This is a genomic window from Arthrobacter alpinus (assembly GCF_900105965.1).
In the GTDB taxonomy this organism is placed as follows: Bacteria; Actinomycetota; Actinomycetes; order Actinomycetales; family Micrococcaceae; genus Specibacter; species Specibacter alpinus.
Map to the genome: position 1 here is coordinate 2,678,235 of NZ_FNTV01000001.1, position 19,558 is coordinate 2,697,792.

Consider the following 19,558-nt stretch of genomic DNA (forward strand, 5'->3'; position numbering starts at 1 on the left):
TAGCACTCGTGAGCCCTCAGCCTGGCGCGGCGGAAGGCTCACTCGTCCTCAAGATAGTTGCTGCACCTTGGCATGTCACGGGCCCACTCGGCAACGATCTCAATTCTTGTTGGTGGTGTCGCTCCAATATCGGCGAATCCTCGGCGGCCGGAGTCGTAACGCTGTCCGTATTGCTGCCCGCCGTAAGTATCATTTAACCCAGCGATAGTTTCGAAGCGACAGGAGGGAAGCTGACATGGTCAAAGGACGCATCACGATTGCTGAGATCGCCGATGAGCTTGGCGTTTCCGTTCCCACAATTTCCCGAGTCCTCAATGGCAGGGAGGATGTTTCCGCAAAGACGCGGATCCGGGTTGAGGAAGCACTGACACGGCATAATTACCGCAAGCCCGTCGCTCCGAACTCCCCGTTTCGATCTGCTGACCTGCTTGATCTCGTCTTTCACGAAGCGGGCAGCGGCTGGGCCCTTGAAATTATTCGAGGTGTTGAGCAGGCCGCGGGACCGGAACACATCGGCGTGGTGCTCTCGCAATTGGGAGGATCGCGCCGGCCCTCCAAGGAATGGCTCGATAGCATCATGGCCCGCCGATCCATCGGCGTGGTGCTGGTGCTCTCCGGACTCGACGAGGACCAACGCCACCAACTTGATGCGCGCTCCATACCCTATGTGGTCATCGATGCGCACGGTGAACCTGCCTCAAATGTTCCTACGGTTGGTTCCAACAACTGGAACGGCGGCCTGGTTGCAACCCGACACCTCATTGGGCTCGGGCATAAGAGAATTGCCATGATTTCCGGGCCGAGTGATGTCCTCTGCAGCAGGGCCCGCGTTGACGGATTCAAGAGCGCCCATGACGAGGTGGGACTCAGCTACGACCCCGCGTTGATTCGTTGGGGAAACTTTGAAAAAGAGGCCGGATATCACCATGGCCTTGAACTCCTCCGGGCCCCGAACCGGCCTACAGCCATCTTCGCAGGCTCCGACTACCAAGCACTGGGAGTGATGCGCGCGGCCCGTGAACTTGGGCTGCTCATTCCCCGTGATCTCTCCATCATCGGATATGACAACCTTCCCGTTTCGGACTGGCTCACGCCGCCGCTCACCACTGTGAACCAGCCGCTCGCCCAGATGGCGATGCTGGCCACCCAAACGTTGATCTCCATGGCCCGCGGGAAGCCGATTGCTTCGCCGAGGGTTGAGCTGGGAACGGACCTGGTCATCAGGGAGTCAACTGCACCTCCTGCTAGCTAGGTTCGGCCTTCCCGTTTTGCCCTGATGTTCGACGCCGTTGCTAGGCTGCCAGCGGTACCTCCAGTTGCACTTCGCCAACGGGCAACTGGACGGTTCCCTTGGATCGGCCTGCCGCAATCTCAAAGAGCCCGGCGAAGGCGGAAAGGCTGATGCGCCCGTCCCCGTCCGTAACCATCTCGACCGGATCCAGCCACCAATCCCCACGGATGAGATTTTGAAGTGCCGTGTAGGCCGGCTTCGGAGAACCGTCGGTCCGGATCAGCCCGCATGGCGCACCGAGCCATGCCGTGGCGTCGTCAAAACCCCAATAGGTAATGGATTGAACCGCTGGGTGCGCCACGAGAGTTGAGTAGTGGCGGACTATTTCCTCGGCCTGACGCGCCTCTCCGGCGGGCGTTGTGGGCCAGTCATCAACCACGTAGTCATTGAGGTCTCCCACATGCGTAGGCATCAAGTCCCCGGAGAGGAGGGTGGTCTCTGTCCAATGCAACGGAAGCCCAAACCTGGCGAATCGCTGGCACACGTCATTGAGCTGGGCTTCCCCACGGAACCCTTTGTGCATATGGGATTGCAGGCCAACGGCATCGACCCGGATGCCGGCTTCGAGGACTTCCTCCACGAGTTGTTCGTATCGCGGCCCCAGATCAAAGTCGTTCAAGATCAGTTGCGCCCCAGGGTTCTGGCTCCGCGCCTCATCAATCGCGAGCGCCACCATCGGCACACGTCCCTTGTCCGCACATAGCCGGGTAATGGCATTCCGGACGCCGTCGGGTTCATTTACAAATTCGGGCATGATGACAACCTCATTGATCGCGTCCCAGGAGTCGATGAGCCCGGCGAAATCCTTGACTTCACGGCGGATCCTCCCCCGCAGCAGTTCCTCGGCAACGGGGAGCGGCAGCGGGTCCACCCACGGTGCCTTGACCGTGTGCCACACCAGCGGGTGGCCTTTGAGCCGCACCCCGCGATTGGCTAGCCATTGGGCTGATTTGAGCAGTTTTTCGCGTTCGGTGACGCCGCGCGTGGGTTCGTAGCGGCCCCAGTAAAAAGCAAGTGTTGCCGTATCAAACAGCCCCTGCCAACGTTCCCTGCTTTGATCTTCTCCGTCGTCCATCGTCGGGGGCGTGCACCCGAAACCGAAGGCATGCTGCAACTGTTTGACCAGTACCGGCTGTCCAGGAATCGGGTTGCCGTGGGCATCGGTGACGGTGATGATGGCATTGCTTTTGCGATGGGCGTAGCGATCGGCTGTCATGGTTTTCTTCCTCGCGGGCATTCGTTGATGGCTCACCGTGGATAAGAAGCATCCAACGTGCGGTACTCGTCCGCTTGGAGTGGGAGGACGGCCCCATGTTTGGTGTTCCCTGGCAAGGTGAAGTCCGGTATGCGCTTCCAGCGGCCCGATTCCAAATTGGTGGTGCTGTAGGCGAGGTACCCCTGCGTCATGTCGGCGTAGCGGTCCACCCAGAGATACCAGCGGTTCTCGTGGTTATTGCGGAAAACCAGCGGCCCTTCCATGTGGGGTGAAATTTCGTGCCCCACGTTCTTGGCCACGGTGATGAAATCGTCGGCAAAAACCGAGGAGCCTCTTTGGTGGAACACCTGAAGTGACAGGGGTGCGTCGTCGTCGTGCTTGGCAAAACGATGGACGCCCGTGTCAGTGACGAGCAAGGTCATGTCAATGACTCCACCGGGAAGCTCCAGGTACACCTCCGGAACGGTGAAGTCCACGAAGTCCTTGGTTCGTGCCACGAGAATTTTGCTGGGTCCTGTCTCGGCCAACACCGGCACGAGAGCCTCGGCCTGCTGCAGCCCGGAGGACCAGAAGACCAGAAAATCGCCGGAACCCGGATCGAAAACCGCCTTGGGCGCCCAGGCCATGCCGGCTCCGTCCGGGGCGATCCTCACGTACCGCGGCTCCGACCAGGTGATCAAATCAGTGGAGTCCCAAATGACCACATCCAGGCTGCCTCGGTGCCTGAATTCCCACCAGTCGGGTCCTTCCGGGCGCCACACGCGCAGATCGGTGGCCAGAATGTGGAACGTCCCATCGGGTCCCCGGACTATGTTGGGATCCCTAACACCACCGGTCCCCTTCGAGGACTCAAGGACGGCTGCACCGCCGTTCAGGCGCCGCCAAGACAGCGGATCATCGCCCACACTCAGTGATAGATAAATCTTCTCTTTGTGCTCCAGCGGGTCCTCAACGAAATGGACCAGCAGATAGCCGAACGCTTCACTCACAGCTCCTCCCGGAGATCCGCGAAGTCAGCGGAACCGCCATCCCCCACAGCCAATGCCCCGTAAGTGACGCCCACGAAGCCGCCGTTTTTCTCGGCGCACAGGTGGGAGATATCCAGCACCTCAGATTGCATCGCTTCCCCATCTTCCGGTTCCCAAACGGCAACAGCACTCGTGCCATGCACCTCAAAGGCGAGAATACCTTTGCCCGCTCCTTGGGGCAGTGTCAGCCATGGGATGTGTCTTGAGCCAACCGAAGCGTCTCCCGAGGTGGCTCCGATACTCAGCGTCCCGCCGCCCGCTGTGACCGCCACAAAGGCCGTGGATGAGTAGCGCACGGCCAGGCCGGCACGTACCCCATCGCTGGCATCGACCAGACGGATCTGAACGCGCGTGCTCAGACTTGCCAATCGTCGGGCCAGAAATGCTGGCCTGGAATCGGTGAGACCATTCCCGGCTTGGAGGCGGAAAGCACCTGTGACCCCAGTTTCCGTGATGATCTCTGCCGGGTGGCGCCGGACGGCAATGACGTCCCCAGCACCGGCTGCAGCCCGGTGGTCGAAAGAGTCAGCAGGCAAGTGCTCCAGGCCGGTCACATCCTTCAGGCCCTTGGGATTTTGGGGCAGTTGCCCTTCGCCCGGGGCAAAGACCGGCCAGTCGTTTTCCCATGTCACCGGAACCAGGAATGTTTCCCTCCCCAGCAGATCACAGCTGTCCCAGGCTCGTGTTGCCAGACAGACAGCCCACCAGCTGCCATCTTGCGCCTCAACGAGGTCTGCGTGGCCAACGTTTGTCACCGGCGTTGCGCGGCCAAGATTGCGGTGCGTCAAGACAGGGTTGGCAGGGTTGCCGACGAACGGTCCAAGTGGTGATTTGGCTCGAGCCACAACAATCGCATGGTGGAAGCTTGTGCCGCCTTCGGCCGCGAGGAGGTACACAAACCCATTGCGACGGAGCAGGTGCGGTCCCTCCGACCAGATGGCTCCGCGAAAGGCGCCGGACCAGACAACGGTCTCCTCGTTATCCGGCACCAGGGTTTCAGTGTCGAGCCGGCGCACCCACACCTCGGTTTGCTGCTCCCATTCAGGCAGCGGCGCCAGCCTGGTGCCGTGGGCCCACATGCTGCCGTCGGGCTCAATCATGATCGAGGGGTCAATGCCGTCCATGTCCCACCAGATGGGATCCGACCATGGGCCGGCAGCGCTGTCCGCCGTCACAACGAAGTTCCCCGAGGCCACTTCGGCCCCGCCAACCAGCGTGCAAACCACCAGGAAGCGGGTTCCGTCGTGGCGGATGGTCGGGGCAAACAAGCCGCCGGAATCTCTCACGGTCGAGAGATCAATTTGGCCGGGGCGGTCGATCACATGGCCCAGGAGTTCCCAGCTGACCAAGTCGCGTGAGCGGTGTACGGGCAGGCCAGGCAAGTACTCGAAGGTGGAATTCACCAGGTAGAACCAGGTTCCGTCGTCCCCATCGACGCGGCACACGGAGGGATCAGGGTAAAACCCCGGCAGAATGGGGTTCGTTCCGCCCCACATGGCAATGGTTTGGCTCTCAGTCATTCTTGGTAAACCTCCGGGAAACGTCTGCGATGAGCGGCTGCACAATGAGCCAGAGAATGCCCATGAAGGCCCACGCGAAGACCAGCAGGGCCAGTTCCGTGCCAAGGTGCACCGTGGCTGCGGCAACGATCATGAGGGATAAAAGGCCAAGGCTCACCTTCCATTGCGCGAAGAGTTCGACGGCGGCGATCCGCATCGAATCGCGGGTGCGGAAGGAGAACAAGGAGGAGACCACCAGCAAATGCCCTGCCCAGACACCGATCAGGCCCAGGACGATGATTCCTGCCGGTCGAAAAGCCGCCCCGAAGGGAACGGTCTCGGCAAAGACAATGTTGACGATCAGCACCAGCGCAACGGCAACAACCACAGCCCACCATTTCATGGTGTCGAGAAAGTTCAGCCGGTATCCACGCCACAGGGCACGCGCCGGTGACAGGTCCGGCGATGCCGCCCAGGCTCTCATGGCATATACGGCCGCCGAGAGGGCAGGCCCCACGGGCAGCAGCGCAATGACAAAGAACGCAGCATTGGAAGCCGCATCGCCCAATACTGTCCATGCCACAAGAGTTGGCCCGCACATCAGAATGAGAAAAAGCGCCAACACCAGAAGCCGATACACGCCGGCCGCCATCCGGGACAGTACGCCGCCGCCAATCTCATGTGCGAGGGCGCTTGAGCTCATCGCTGTTCCCCGTCCGGGGAGGCGGGTTGAACGTGGACGTGGCTGGTGGCCATGAGTTCGCGATCTGCCCCAACAATTTGTTCGCGTCCCACGAGCGTCCGCCGGACCACGGCGTGCACGTCGGTGCTGGAGCGCGAGATGCGCAGTTCCAGATCCCCCGGCTCCACAATCTGCTGGAGCTTGAGCCCGGCGAAGGAGGTCAAATCCGAGTGCAGGGAGAAATTCACCGTTGCGCTCTCGCCCGGTTCAAGGTCCACCCGCTGGTATGCGAGCAGCCGAATGTCCGGCCGGGTCACTTGGGCCACGGGATCATGCAAATAAACCTGCACGACGTCGGCCACCCTCCTTGCGCTGTTGTTGCTGAGTTCAATGGCCAGCGCGGTGCTTTCGCCAATCTGCCATTGCTGTTCCCCCGCGGTCACCTTGCCCCAAGTCAGTTCTCCATAGGAGAGCCCGTGGCCGAAGGGGAAAAGTGCCGTGGGATCGAGGTTTGAAACCCCGTTGAGCATGCCCAGCGGGGGCGCCCAATAGGTCCCCGGCTGAACATGGGGACTGTTGGGAATGCTCACCGGCAGGTGCCCACTGGGGTTGACTGCACCCGTGAGCACTTCCGCGATGGCCTGGCCTCCACGTTGTCCAGGGAAGAAGGTTTGCACCACAGCGGCACACTTCTGCGCCACTGCGCCAAGTGCGTACGGGCGGCCGGAGAGCAAGAGCAGGACAACGGGTGTCCCGGTCGCCAGGACAGCTTCCAGCAGGGCTTGCTGCTCACCGGGCAGGCGCAGATCCGCTGCATCGCAGCCTTCCCCGGATGTTCCGCGCCCGAACAGCCCGGCCTGATCTCCCAGCACCACCACTGCCACGTCTGCGCCGGTCGCCGCATCCGTCGCGGCCGCAAAACCGCTCCTGCCGGCAGCCTTCACATCGCAGCCCTTGGCAAAGGCGATCTCGCTTTGATGTTGTCCTCGCAGCCCCTCGAGCACGGTTCCGATCTCCAAGCCAAGGCCCCGCTCCGGATGCTTGACGCCAACGTGTGCCGGGAATGAATAGCAGCCCAGCATGCCGTAGGCATCATCTGCAAGCGGGCCAACGACGGCGAGGCGGGCATCCGAACGCAGCGGCAGCACGCCGTCGTTCGCTACCAAGACGACGGCTTCACGGGCGATTTCCAGCGCCAGGGCTTGGGATTCGGTGGTGTCGAGCTCCACCTGATCCGGCACCTCCGGCTGGTAGCCCGCATCCAGCAGCCCCAGATCGATCTTCTGCACCAGGACCCGTCGCAGCGCCCGGTTGACGAGCTCCTCGGATACGGCCCCTGACCGCACGGCCTCATTCAGGGGTTTGCCATAAGCAGCCACCGACGGCAACTCAACATCGATCCCTGCTGCGAGCGCCCGGGCGGCGGCTTCGGACTCGGTTCCTGCAACGCGCTGGAGTGTGCGCAGGAACGCGATGGAAAAGTAGTCCGCCACCACAACGCCGTCAAACCCCCACGTGCCACGCAGCAATTCGGTGAGCAGTTGTGGATCGGCAGCCGCGGGCACACCGTCAACCTCGGCATAGGAATTCATCACCGACCGGGCGCCGCCATGGCGCAGCGCCATCTCAAACGGCGGGTAGTAGACATCTGCCATCTCCCGCGGACCCGCCGCGACCGGGGCATGGTTGCGTGCGGCCCGCGAACCGGAATATCCCGCAAAATGCTTGAGCGTGGCAACAACGCCGGCACTTTCAAGCCCTTGAACATACGCGGCGCCCACGGTACCAACAAGGTACGGGTCCTCGCCGATGGTTTCTTCCACCCTTCCCCATCGGTAGTCCCGCACCACGTCCAAAACCGGCGCGAGCCCTTGGTGGACGCCCACGGAACGCAACGACCTGCCAATCTGCGCGGCAATGCGGCCAACCAGCTCCGGATTGAAACTGGCACCCCATGACAGTGGAACCGGATATGCCGTTGCACCCCACGCGGAGAAGCCGGCCAGGCATTCCTCGTGGACCTGAGCGGGGATCCCGAAACGGTTGGCGGCCATGATCTGCCGCTGGGCCCTGGCCAAGGATTTTGCCCCTGCCGAAGGGTCAACCGGAACGGTGCCGAAGGGCCGGGTGAGTTGCCCGAGCCCGTCAACAATCACCTCCGCAAAGACGGGAGTGTCCTGGGTCATGTCGCTTTGGTATGGCGCCACGTCCCCTCCCCCGTCGTCGGCGCCAACCCACAAACCGACGAGTTGGCTCGTTTTCTCCTCCAGCGTCATTTCGGCAATCAGCGCATCGGCCCGATCTGTTGCCGAAAGTGAGGTGTCATGCCATGGCCTTGCTTTCAGGAAATTGGACTGGACCACTGAACTGTCAATTGTCATTCTTTGCAAACCTTCGGATGGAAATGGACCCGGACAGTTAGCCGGGAAACAGCTGTTGGAGAAGGGTCTCGATGGTGGCTAGCCCTTGACGGAACCAAGCATGATGCCTGAGACAAAGAATTTTTGAACAAACGGGTAGATGCACAGAATGGGGATGACTGTAAGGATCATCGTCACCGATTGAATGTTGGCGGAGAGGGCAGCTGCCGTACTGCCGGATGAGGCTGCGCCTTCGGACGCCGCGCTTGAAGCTCCGGCAATCAAGTTCCGCAGGAACAAGGTGACGGGGAAGAGCTCGCTCTTGTCCAGGTAAAGGAACGCGGCAAACCAGTCGTTCCAAAACGCCACCGAATAAAACAAGACCATCGTGGCAATGACTGCTTTTGAAAGCGGGAGGACAATGCGGCCGAAGATCCCGAACCAGCTCAGGCCATCGATCTGTGCTGCCTCTTCCAAATCCTTGGGCAGGTTTTCAAAGAATGACTTCATCACCAGAAGGTTGAACACGGAGATGGCCCCCGGGATGACCAGCGCCCACATGGTGTTCTTCATGCCCAATGAGGAAATCAAAACGTAGTTCGGGACAATTCCACCGTTGAAGAACATGGTGAAGACGGCAATGCCGATCAAGATCTTCCGGCCGCGAAGGTGTTCCTTGGACAGGACATAGGCGAAGGCGGTGGTGAGCGTCATGGCGATGATGGTCGCCACCACGGTGTACAGGACCGTATTGCCGTAGTTACGCCAAAACATCCCGTTGTTCATCACTGCCACATAGGAATTGACGTTGAAATCAACCGGCAGAACATTCACTTGCCCGGCCTTGATGGCCCCAGGGGAGCTGAAAGATTGGGCAAGGACAGTCACAAATGGATACAGCATGATCAAACACAATGTGATCAGCGCCGTGGCATTCAACCACGTGAAAATCCTGTACACGGTGGAGTCCCGGGACCCTCGCGGCCTGCCTGTGCGGCGCGCCTTGGTTCCCTTGGCCAGGTCCGTTTGAATCACCATAAACTCGCTCCTACTACTCGCCGTGAAATGAAGTTCGCGGACAAAACCATGACCAGCCCAATCAGCGCTTGGAACAGCCCGATTGCCGCGGCATAACTGAGGTTGTTGGACACCAGGCCCACTCGGTACAGGTATGTCGAGATGACATCTGCGGTGGAGTAGGTCAGGGGGTTGTACAGCAAGAGGACCTTTTCAAAGCCAACATTGAGGAACGTGCCGATGTTGAGGATCAAGAGCGTCATCATGGTCGGCCGGATACCGGGGAGGGTGACATGCCAGATCTGGCTCCACCTGTTGGCCCCGTCAATCTCGGCCGCCTCGTACAGCGACGAGTCAACCGTGGTCAGTGCCGCCAGGTAGAGGATGGTCCCCCAGCCAACTGTTTGCCACACTTCAGATCCAACGTAGATGGCGCGGAACCACTCAGCCCGCTGCAGGAACGGAATCGCATCACCACCAAATGCGGTGATGATTTGATTCGCGGTCCCTTGCACCGACAACAGCTGCATGACCATGCCGACAATGATCACGATGGAGAGAAAGTGCGGCAAATACGAGATCGACTGCACCAACCGCTTGAAGGCCTTCTTGCGCACCTCGTTAAGCAGGAGGGCAAGAAGGATTGGCAGCGGAAAGCAGACCACGAGTGTCAGGGCGCCAAGGATGACAGTGTTTGAAAAGACGTGCCAGAACGTTGGGTCGTTGATGAACATGGAGACGTACCGCAGTCCCACCCATTCATCGCCAAAGATATTTCCCCCTGGCCTGAATCGGCGGAACGCAATCACGTTGCCGAGCATGGGCGCGTACCGGAAGATCGCAAGAAAGATCAGCGGAACAATCGCCAAAGCGTACAGCTGCCAATCGCGTTGCAACGATTTTCGCAACGGCCTGCGCCCGGCATTTTTGGACGTGCGGAGGGAGGTGGCAGGTCCATCGTGTCCGCCTTGAGCCGAGGACTGGCCCGGAGGCCGGCCGTCAGCCTGACTTGCTGGCTGGTTCACCTGCACCGTGTTTGTGGTTGTCATGTCATCGCCCCATCAGCTCGGTGGCGTGGCGATTCAAACACCCTCTCGCGACCGTGGTCTTCGTGAATTCCAAGGAACTACGCCTTGTCTGCGAAGCGGTCGTGGGCGGTGTTAAGCAGGTCAACGTAACTCGTGAGTCCTTGTCCCTCAAGCTCGGCGACGTACTTGTCCCATTCGCTGAGGTTGCGCTCGCCCAGCACGAACTTCAAGGTGTTGGTATCGACGTTGTCCTTCAAGGGAGTGGCAAGCAAGGAGGACTGCTCCAGTTCTGCCTCTTCCAACGGTGCCGGCTCATCAGGTTCGCGGAAAGTCCTGGTCGTCAGAACAGAATCAATGTACGCCACGGCATCTTTGGGGCTGTAAGACTCTTTCAACTTCCGGCTTTCGGTTCCTTCAGCGGCGAATGTGGAGTATCCAAGGTCCTTCTGAATATCCACGGCACCCTTGCTCGTGAGGTTCCATGCATCAAGCGAGAACCCGTCCTTGAGCTTGATGGCGCCCGTTGCATCCTTTGTGTACTGCTTGCCTTCAACGCCCCACCGCAGCAGGTCCCGTGCATCAGGGTTGTAGAAATACCAGTCAACAAACTGCAGCAGCGCCTGGAAGTTGGGTTCGTCCTTGGCCTTTGAGCTGAGCATGAAACCATGCCAGAAGTTGCGGGGCCCAATGACGTTGCCAGCGGGGCCGCCCGGCGGGGCAATGAGAATGACCTCGTGTGCACCCTTCCCCAAGGTTTTGTCGAGCGCCGTCGAGTATTCAATGACAGTTCCGGTGTTCCCGGACGCGGCGAAGACTTTGTTGTTGGCGAATTTCTCCGAAACAGTGGCGTTACCGCCGCCGGCATCGGCCGCCGTCAAGGATTCCGGATCCAGAAGGCCGTCCTTGACCAAGCCGTGGAAGAACGTGATCAGGTCCTTGTACTCTTTCGATGTGGCGACGGACTTGAGCTTTTTGGTTTCCTGGTCGAGGATTGTGCCGGTTCCGAAACCCCAGCCGGCCTGCGTACCGAAGGCGCGAGCAGCGTAATTGAGCAGAGATTGCCCTTCAAAGCCGTCAGCCAGCGGGTAGGAATCCGGATATTTGGCCTTGATCTTGACCAAGCCTTCCCGCACCTCATCCCACGTATTGGGAATTCCGGCGCCAACCTCCTCGAAAATGTCCTTTCGGATCATGAGCGAGAAGACGGGCACGGATACCTCTTGAAGGCCCGGCAACATGTAGTACTTGCCGTCAGCCTGGCGCAAATTCTCGATCATGGCTTCAAGGTCCCATTCCTTCACGTATTTCTTGAAGTTGGGCATGTATTCCACGTAGTCGCTCATGGGCAAGACCGCGCCGGAGGACACAAACGGCTTCTCATCACCTGTGTAGATGAGCGGAATGATGGAGGGAGCATCGCCGGCGCTGATGAGCAGACTGCGCTTCTCCACTGCGTCGCTGAAGGGAATGTGGGTCAATTCAAGGTTGATGTTGGTTCGGGCCTTGATTTCCTTGAACACCTCCCAAGAGTCCTTCACCGGAAGCTCGGGCCAATCCGTCCAAAGAATAGAGAGGTTCAACGGCTCCGTGGCCTTGAACTGCATGTCTGCCTCGAACCCCTCCATGGCACCGACGCCCTGGGTCGAGATGTCCACGGGTGCATCTGATTTCTTACTGCAGCCAACCAGGGCCACCAGTCCGGCTGCGGCGATTCCAGTGACAAACGCGCGCCGACTAATGGGTGGGTTCTTAAACGTGAAAGGTGCCATTTTCTCTTCCTTGAGTGTGAGCTAAACCTGCGCCAGTTCCGATAGTTTCGGAAGACTTCCGATACTTTTGAAGAGTAATCCAGGTCACAAATGAAGTCAATGGTTCTTGTTTTCCACGCGTATGTGACGCGCCGGCTCAGAGTTGCCAACGGCCACGCATCGGCGTGAGGCAAGGAACCGGCTTGGTGTTACGCGGGCTAAACCGATTACGGAACCGCGTCAGGGCGGCAGGAATCGCGCCTCCACGATGGCGGATGGCTTGGTCCTTCTGGACTGCTCTTCCTGTGCCGTCACGATTCCGGCCGGCGAGGTCACAAAGCGAAGGCCAAAACTGCGGCACCGGCTCAGGCGTAGTTCATCTACCTCGTCAGCGCATGGCCGATCCACCGGTCACTCTCGGCGCCGGCTCGGGTGTTGGTCAGGTGGTGAGGAACGGGTTTGTCGGCGAACTATTTACCCGGCGTATTCGTGGAGGCGGGCGCCGGGCTGCGATGTTTCCATGGCAAACACGGATCCTGCCATGGGCTCGGCATTGTCGGCGAGCCCATCCCTTGAGGTTGTGATGTACAGGGTGGTCATCGTGGGTCCGCCAAAGGCGCATGCGGTGACTTGGGAGACGCCGGGAACTTCAATGATCTCGACCAGTGTGCCGTGAGCGTCGTAATGATGGACGGCGCTTCCTCCCCAGAGCGCAACCCAGAGACCGTCGGCCTGGTCGATTGCCATCCCGTCGGGGAAACCAGGCGTGTTGCGCACCTCGATAAACGCCCTCCTGTTGGACCAGCCGCCGCCGCTCGGGTCGACGTCGAATACGTCCACGCGCCGAGTGGGAGTGTCGATGTAGAAGGCACGGGTTCCGTCAGCGGACCACTGCAGCCCGTTGGAGATGGACACTCTTGGTACGGCGACGTCCACTTCGGTGCGATCTGCCGTGATACGGAACAATGAGCCCTCCCCTTCGGCGCCGTCATACGCCATGGATCCTATGAGGAGGCTCCCGTGTGGATCACATCCGCCTTCGTTGAGCCGCGCTTTCTCATCGTTGAGAAACTCCGGCCCTGGCGAGAACGTATCAAGGTCCTCTTCCGCGAAGACGAGGCCGCGCTCGGTTGCGATGACAAATCCACCTTCGCGTCGACGCCTGACCAGGCATGCTACCGTGCTGGGCACAGGGTGCCGCTGGAGGTTCCCCTCGGCGTCGAGGCTGACCACGGCTCCGGCCAGCAAGTCCACAAGAAGCAGCCGCCCTGTTCGCATGTCCCAGAAAGGGCCCTCGCCGTGATGCGTGATCGGGCCGGTGATTCGAGTGGCCGTGCTGGTCTTCATGGTTTCCTTCGAGAAAAGCGGTGCGGTCATGTCACGGACTAACGGGTGGCCGAGGAAGGCGGTGCCGGTGAGGCGCTGGAGTCCCGCATGATGAGCGAAGGTTCAACTTTCTCGGAACCTTTGGGGACTTGTTCGCCGTTGATCGCGTTGATGATGACCATGGCTGCGCGGCGACCAATTTCGGCGAGGTTGAGGTCGATCGTTGTCAATGGTGGGCGGGCTGCCTCGACCATGACGTCCCAATTGTCGACGCCGACAACGCCCACCTGCCCTGGTACATCGATGCCAGACTCTCGGAGGCCGGTGACGAATCCGCGGGCAATCTGGTCGCTTCCGCAAAATGCGCCGTCGAAATCGACGCCGTCCCGGACAAGTCGTATTGCCGCTTCGCGCCCCCATCGTTCGGACCATTCTCCGAACTGAGGCGCCGCGGCCCATTGGAGCCCGTGAGCAGTCAGCGCGGAGGATGCACCGCGGTGCCGTTCCGCTGTGGCTGCTTGGGACTCGTGTCCTGTGATCTGAACCAGCCGGCGTCGGCCTCCACCTACCAGGTGATCGACGGCGAGCGCGCCAACCTTTTGACTATTCGGAACTATCGAATAGTCATCAGGATCAGTGGATGGTGCAAACGCATAAACCACTGGAACGGATCCAGTGCCCCGAATCGGTGACCTGGCGTCATTGCCGCGGCCGGTGACGATGATTCCGTCCACTCGCCGTCGCATCAGGCTGTCGATGTAGAACCGTTCGCGAAGGGCGTCTCCGCGGCCATCGCACATCAAGACCGTGACCCGTCCCGGCCCGAGCGTGTCTTCGGCGCCCAGCATGATGGGTATGGTGAATCTCCCGAAGCTGTCGGATGTGAGTACGCCGACCGAATAAGCCAGATCAACAGCCGCACCGGAGTCTGCTCGGGTGCGCGGCACGAAACCCAGGCGCGCAGCCTCGCGACGGACCCGTTCCCGGGTTTCGAATGACACCCGGCCGGTTCCGTTGAGTGCTTTTGAAACCGTTCCGATGGACACGCCTGCGGCCTCGGCTACGTGGTTAATCGTGATCGCTCGCATGGCCGCCTCCCTGGGAAAAAATATTCCGTTGAACTTTCCCAACCTTTCTCATACTGTTCAAACCGCGGACCGAAGTCAAGAGTTCCGCCTTCGCGCTTCTTACCTCCATCACTTAATTAGAAGGAGTACGTCAATGCCGACCATCACCGCCGAGCAGTACGGCCCCACCGGCCTGACCCCCTCGAGTAGTACTGCTGTGCGGCCGCTGCCTCGGGGCAGCATGCGGTTCAGCGACGCCGGCTTCCTCGGATCGTGGCAGGAGCTAAACAGAGCCGCGACAATCCCCCATTGCATTGAACAGATCGAAGCCAGCGGAGCCGTGGACAACTTCCGCAGGCTGATCGGAGAGTCGACCGCAGCCTTCCTTGGCCCACCCTTCGCCGATTCGGATGTCTACAAGACACTCGAGGCGATCGCATGGGAGATCGGCAGAACGGGAACCTCGGACTACGACGCGTTTGTCGAGGAAGTAGTCTCTCTAATCGGTCGTGCGCAGGCCGATGATGGCTACCTCAACACGTGGGTGCAGGGTGGCAGCTCGGATCAGAAACTTACCGCAATGCGGTGGTCACACGAGTTGTACTGCCTGGGACATCTCATCCAGGCAGCGATCGCGTTCACCCGAACCACAGGCAGGCGCGATCTCCTTCAGACAGCCATTCGGTATGTGGACTTAGTCGAGCGCGAGCTCGGGCCCGGAGCACGGCCCGGTCTCGATGGGCACCCGGAAATTGAGACGGCCTTGGTGGAGCTCTGGCGGCTCACCGGGGAACGCCGGTTCATGCGGCTGGCGAAGCACTTCATTGACGCTCGCGGGTACCAAACCATGGGTCCGGACCACTTCGGAGCTGACTACTTCCTGGATCATCAGCCGATCCGGGAAGCCACCGACGCGGTGGGCCATGCCGTTCGGCAGTTGTACCTGACAGCCGGTGCCACGGATCTGGTGATCGAGGAGGGCGACGCCGAGCTGGAGGCTGCCCTCGAGAGAATCTGGGTGAGCGTGCACAGCCAGAAGATGTACATCACCGGAGGCGTGGGATCCCGCCATCGGGGTGAATCCTTCGGCGACCCCTATGAGTTGCCGCCGGACAGGGCCTATTCCGAGACCTGTGCAGGGATCGCCAATTTCATGTGGAACTGGCGGATGCTGCTGCGCACGGGCGAGGCACGATTCGCCGATGAAATGGAACGCGGCCTCTACAACGTGATTGCCGCTTCGACCTCCATGTCTGGCACCGAGTTCTTCTACGTCAACAGGTTGCAGCTGCGGGAGGGGCACATCTCCGATGAGAATGCATCCGCGAGCCGACTCTCGTGGTTCGGCTGTGCCTGCTGCCCGCCGAACCTCGCCCGCCTCATCGCCTCGCTCGATACCTACGCGGCCACCAGCGATGATCGAGGTGTTCAGGTGCACCTCTACAGTGACGGGAACTTGGTCTTGGGCAATGATGCGGACAGCCCTGTCGCAGCCGTCAGTACCGAGTATCCCTGGGACGGGCGCGTGAGCCTCACTCTCGATCGCCCCCTCGGCATCGAACTGCGGCTTCGAGTCCCGGCGTGGGCGGATGAGTATTCGGTGAAGATCGACGGCGTATCAGCGCGCCCCGCGAAGGTCGACGGATACTTGGTGCTCGAGCCCAACTCGGCAAATAGTTCCATCGAGCTGGACTTCCATGCCACTCCCGTGATCGACCTGCCACATCCGCGCTTGGACGCATCACGCGGGACCATGGCCGTGCGGCATGGCCCGATCATCTACGCCTTGGAGCAGGCAGACCTGCCCGCGGAGGTTGACGTCCAAGACGTCTACCTGCCCAAGGGAACTCAACTCGAAGTCACTAAGGCACCTGACGGTTTGGACACTCCTGCAATCACCGCAAGTGGAGGAATGGCCCGCCCCTCGGCGAGTGGCCCCCTGTACTCGAGTCAGCGCCATGGCACATCATCGGAGGACCGGGAATTGGGCCAGCTCACGCTGGTCCCCTACTTCAGATGGGGCAACCGCAGCCATGCGGCGATGCGCGTCTGGATCCCTACTCAGTGATCCGACGCGTTCTGCCGTCACAAGACGCGCCTGGAACCGCTCGAGGTTGCTAGTGGAACCGTGATTCAGGTCTGCTTGGGCGTCTTGGGCCCAAGCAGGTTTGAGCCGAAGATCCCCGCTTGCGGTTCAGGGGTCGATTTAGAGTTGCTAATGAGCCGCTTTGGCCTTTTCCTGAATTGTGAGATTGCAACAATACAAGCTACTAAATTGTGGCTGTTCTGCCTTCAAGAGTATGACTTCTGAATGACGTGGTGGGAACTCTCGCCTGGCTGCTGCACGACCTCGAGCGAAGCCCTCATAGCTCGGGAGGGTCACGCAACTTATGGAATTCGAGACGCTTAGGTTTTGAGGCAGTCGACGGGATTTTCTGTTCATTGGCGGGTGACAGCTGAAAAAGGGGCCCAAAGACCAATGTTCAGAATCCGACGAGAGAAATTTCTGCAACCGGGTTCACCGACGATTAGGTGCCCGCAAGGGGAACCTCCTGCAGGTAATCGAGGCCTTAGAGTGGACACCATGAGATTTCGTCCCCTACGTCGACTGGCCACCCGCGGTCCCGTACTAGCTGCGCCATTGAGCGACGTCACCCAACAGGCAGATGTCAACCTCCCCCGTCCACTAGACACGTTGGCGGCACCTGCCAGCCGTGTGGCGTTGCTGTGGTCCAACCCGCTCGGACGCGCCGCGATCCGAGCTGCTCAGCTGCTGCTGGTTTTGGCATTAGTCGGTGTGGCCGTCTTCGGGCTGTCTCAGGTTAGCCTCGCCGTGCTGCCACTTTTGATCGCATTAATTCTCTCCAGCGCTCTGTGGCCGCTGGTGCGGTTGGCGCGCAAGGTTATGTCCGCCATGCTCGCCGCTTGGACCGTGTTTCTGGGCGCTCTGGTGGTCATCGGCGGCGTCGGGACAGGGATAGTCTTTGCCGTCCGGGCCGAGTGGTCCGGCCTAGTGGACCAAGCTGTCCAGGGCTTTCAACAGTTACAGGGCATGGTGAAAGACCTGCCGCTGCAGATTAGCCAGCAACAGATTGACGACGGCGTGAAAGCCGTGACGGACTTCCTCACAAGCAGCCAATTTGGTGCCGGCGCACTGACCGGACTGTCCGCCGCCGGAAGCTTCTTCACCGGGTTGGTTCTGCTGTTAGTGATCCTGTTCTTCTTCCTCAAAGACGGCGACAGGATCTGGGCTTTCTTCCTGTCTTGGATACCGCGCCCGCACGAGGCCAAGTGGCGGGCCAGCGGCACGCGCACCGTTGAAACGCTGGGAGGTTATGTCCGCGGCACGGCCGTCATCGCCTTCGTTGACGCCGCGGGCATCGGCATCGCTCTATGGATCCTGCAGGTACCGCTAGCACTTCCGCTGGCGGTCATCGTCTTCATTACCTCGTTCATCCCGATGGTCGGCGCAACGTTCGCCGGAATCCTTGCCACGCTCGTAGCGTTGGTGGCCAACGGCCCGGTTGTAGCCCTGATCGTGCTGGGTGTGGTCATCTTGGTAAATCAGCTTGAGGGCAACTTCCTGCAGCCCGTGGTGATGGCACATGCCCTGAACCTGCATGCCCTGGTCATCTTGCTGGCACTGACGATAGGTACCGTTTTGGCCGGCCTTGTGGGCGCCGTGCTCTCCGTGCCCTTGACCGCCGTCGCGTGGGCCATCGTCAAGATATGGACCGGCCGTGATACCGAGGCGATCCCGGCGCAAACCAAACACTAGCTCGCCACGATCCACCGGTGAATTGCCTTCCAGTTCCATGCTGCAAGTGCCTTGACTGTTCACCCGTCTAGCCTGAGATCCTAGGCCCTGGGTCCCAACCGATGATGCGGCTATATGACTCCAAATATAGTTACCCCGCGCGGGGAAGATTACGGCGCTGATCCCCTCGCAGCACCGTGGTGGCTCGGCCGTCGGCTTCAATTCCCGCGGAATTACAACCCGGTCTCTCCGGGTAGTTTCTCTCCTAACTATGTCTCGAACTCGTTGGTTGAATGAGTGTATTCAACCCTCGTTTAAGACACGTTGGAGGTGCCCGTGACGAAATTGACCGGCGTCTGAGCCGCGGACCTCTTCGTTGACCAGGACGTTTCTGGAATATGAGCGTCACGGCCTCAATTCGACCGTGCACTCGCTGCCTTGAATGCTGGGGTTACCCTGGTCTTCACCACACTGAATCGACTCCCCCGTCCTCGGTTGGGCCAAGAGATGGAATGGCAGTGCCACCAGGTTCGATGGCACTGCCTACTCGCCAACCTCGGTTGCCATCAATGGTGCGAACGGAGAGACGCCCAGTATTGTCAAGGCCAGCAGGGCTGGCGGGATGGGAATGATCTGTTCGATGACGGCAATACGTTCAACGACTCAGGTTGAACTCAACGGCCCGGCTCCCTCGTTTCTGGTGGGCGCGTGTCTTTCGCTGATGAAGTGACGAGAGGGCCTGTTCACTTGGCTCCGGACAGCGTGCGGGCAGTGCCCGCTCGGACACTACTTGCAAGAAATCCGACGGCAAGGGCTCAGTGAGCCAATCAGTTCAACTGGCGTTTGTAGTCAAAGCTCCAGGTGTTGCCCGCGAACGAATGGCACGCGGTGGTCAAATACCCTTTCTGCGCATACTGGTTCTTCCAGTAAGCGCAGGCTTCATAGGAAACCCGCGGCCAAGCAGTAAAGCCGGCCGGTGTCGCGGACGATGCCGGGGCGACAACCACCCCTAGACCCATCAAAAGACCGCATGCCAAGGTGATAGCTGAGAGGCGCTGGCGGGAACGAGAAGTTTTCATGTTGATTCCTTAATTGATGCTGCGAAAGTGTGCAAGCTCAAGGTGCGCTCCCTGCCGAGTCTATGGACGACCAAGGCACATTGACATGGGCAGCGGTACCCATTCCCAAACAGCCGACTCAGCCCCGGTGCCAGTCTTCCGGTCACTACATGGATCGGTGGGCGCTCGGTGCTGGTTGTGTTGCGCGCAGCGGCTGAAGTGCGGCTACCAGACATCAACTTTCGGTAAGGGGTGCGGCCGGGCAATCACTGAATCGTTGGACGATGCGATACACGGCACCCCGGGCAACCTTGAAAAGTTCAGCGATTTCAGTGGTGGCGTGTCCTCCACCCCTAAACAAGGAGACGAGATTTACTTCCTGGGTCCTGGAAAGTTTGGGCTGTTTGCCGCGGAATCGGCCCTTGGCCTTAGCTAGGTACGTTCCCTCTCGGGTACGGGCGCGCATGAGGTCAGATTCGAA

General features: G+C 60.2%; 16 protein-coding genes. 5 read left to right on the forward strand and 11 right to left on the reverse strand.

Annotated features, from left to right (window positions below; genetic code table 11):
- The first annotated feature begins 235 nt into the window (after window positions 1-235).
- Window positions 236-1,252 carry a LacI family DNA-binding transcriptional regulator gene (locus BLV41_RS12210; protein WP_044578900.1) on the forward strand — a complete coding sequence of 339 codons (1,017 nt, stop codon included), beginning with the start codon at window positions 236-238 and terminating at the stop codon, window positions 1,250-1,252.
- A 40-nt stretch (window positions 1,253-1,292) separates the two neighbouring features.
- Here BLV41_RS12210 and BLV41_RS12215 read toward each other — a convergent pair whose 3' ends face one another.
- The 6 genes from BLV41_RS12215 to BLV41_RS12240 all read right to left on the reverse strand — a co-directional run bounded on the left by BLV41_RS12215 (window position 1,293) and on the right by BLV41_RS12240 (window position 9,036).
- A complete protein-coding gene (locus tag BLV41_RS12215) occupies window positions 1,293-2,507 on the reverse strand; it encodes an endo-1,4-beta-xylanase (protein WP_074711831.1) in 1,215 nt (404 codons plus the stop codon).
- Window positions 2,508-2,539: 32 nt separating this feature from the next.
- Window positions 2,540-3,496 carry a glycoside hydrolase family 43 protein gene (locus BLV41_RS12220; RefSeq protein ID WP_074711832.1) on the reverse strand — a complete coding sequence of 319 codons (957 nt, stop codon included), beginning with the start codon at window positions 3,494-3,496 and terminating at the stop codon, window positions 2,540-2,542.
- Window positions 3,493-5,055 (reverse strand): glycoside hydrolase family 43 protein, encoded by a 1,563-nt coding sequence (locus BLV41_RS12225; protein ID WP_211481628.1) that lies wholly within the window; start codon window positions 5,053-5,055, stop codon window positions 3,493-3,495. The genes BLV41_RS12220 and BLV41_RS12225 overlap by 4 nt, the downstream gene beginning before the upstream one ends.
- On the reverse strand, window positions 5,048-5,737 hold the full coding sequence (locus tag BLV41_RS12230) for a DUF624 domain-containing protein (RefSeq protein ID WP_074711833.1): 690 nt from the start codon (window positions 5,735-5,737) through the stop codon (window positions 5,048-5,050). Before BLV41_RS12230 ends, BLV41_RS12225 begins: the two co-directional genes overlap by 8 nt.
- Window positions 5,734-8,097 (reverse strand): beta-xylosidase/alpha-l-arabinosidase, encoded by a 2,364-nt coding sequence (locus BLV41_RS12235; RefSeq protein WP_074711834.1) that lies wholly within the window; start codon window positions 8,095-8,097, stop codon window positions 5,734-5,736. Before BLV41_RS12235 ends, BLV41_RS12230 begins: the two co-directional genes overlap by 4 nt.
- A gap of 78 nt (window positions 8,098-8,175) precedes the next feature.
- A complete protein-coding gene (locus tag BLV41_RS12240) occupies window positions 8,176-9,036 on the reverse strand; it encodes a carbohydrate ABC transporter permease (RefSeq protein WP_244517019.1) in 861 nt (286 codons plus the stop codon).
- On the opposite strand from BLV41_RS12240, the gene BLV41_RS22790 reads away from it, so the two are divergent.
- On the forward strand, window positions 8,978-9,106 hold the full coding sequence (locus BLV41_RS22790; RefSeq protein ID WP_280138650.1) for a hypothetical protein: 129 nt from the start codon (window positions 8,978-8,980) through the stop codon (window positions 9,104-9,106). The genes BLV41_RS12240 and BLV41_RS22790 overlap by 59 nt on opposite strands.
- A 1-nt stretch (window position 9,107) precedes the next feature.
- On the opposite strand, the gene BLV41_RS12245 is transcribed toward BLV41_RS22790, so the two are convergent.
- The 4 genes from BLV41_RS12245 to BLV41_RS12260 form a co-directional block, all read right to left on the reverse strand.
- Window positions 9,108-10,142 carry an ABC transporter permease gene (locus BLV41_RS12245; protein ID WP_139244311.1) on the reverse strand — a complete coding sequence of 345 codons (1,035 nt, stop codon included), beginning with the start codon at window positions 10,140-10,142 and terminating at the stop codon, window positions 9,108-9,110.
- Window positions 10,143-10,219: 77 nt separating this feature from the next.
- Window positions 10,220-11,890, reverse strand: a complete 1,671-nt coding sequence (locus BLV41_RS12250) for an ABC transporter substrate-binding protein (protein ID WP_074711836.1) — start codon at window positions 11,888-11,890, stop codon at window positions 10,220-10,222.
- A 453-nt stretch (window positions 11,891-12,343) separates the two neighbouring features.
- A complete protein-coding gene (locus BLV41_RS12255) occupies window positions 12,344-13,216 on the reverse strand; it encodes an SMP-30/gluconolactonase/LRE family protein (protein WP_074711837.1) in 873 nt (290 codons plus the stop codon).
- Window positions 13,217-13,254: 38 nt separating this feature from the next.
- Entirely contained in the window at window positions 13,255-14,283 is a 1,029-nt protein-coding gene (locus BLV41_RS12260) for a LacI family DNA-binding transcriptional regulator (RefSeq protein ID WP_074713295.1), read from the reverse strand.
- 133 nt (window positions 14,284-14,416) lie between these two features.
- Between BLV41_RS12260 and BLV41_RS12265 the strand changes: the two genes are divergently transcribed.
- Window positions 14,417-16,330, forward strand: a complete 1,914-nt coding sequence (locus tag BLV41_RS12265; protein WP_074711838.1) for a glycoside hydrolase family 127 protein — start codon at window positions 14,417-14,419, stop codon at window positions 16,328-16,330.
- A gap of 516 nt (window positions 16,331-16,846) precedes the next feature.
- Window positions 16,847-18,040: an AI-2E family transporter gene (locus tag BLV41_RS12275; RefSeq protein ID WP_083360963.1), complete on the forward strand. Its 1,194-nt coding sequence runs from the start codon at window positions 16,847-16,849 to the stop codon at window positions 18,038-18,040.
- 806 nt (window positions 18,041-18,846) lie between these two features.
- On the opposite strand, the gene BLV41_RS12280 is transcribed toward BLV41_RS12275, so the two are convergent.
- Window positions 18,847-19,098, reverse strand: coding sequence for a hypothetical protein (locus BLV41_RS12280; RefSeq protein WP_074711840.1), 252 nt, complete (start codon window positions 19,096-19,098; stop codon window positions 18,847-18,849).
- A 256-nt stretch (window positions 19,099-19,354) separates the two neighbouring features.
- Here BLV41_RS12280 and BLV41_RS22935 point away from each other — a divergent pair, with 256 nt between their 5' ends.
- The gene (locus BLV41_RS22935; protein ID WP_170835464.1) at window positions 19,355-19,513 is read left to right on the forward strand and encodes a hypothetical protein; all 159 of its coding nucleotides are present in this window, start codon (window positions 19,355-19,357) and stop codon (window positions 19,511-19,513) included.
- Window positions 19,514-19,558 lie beyond the last annotated feature (45 nt).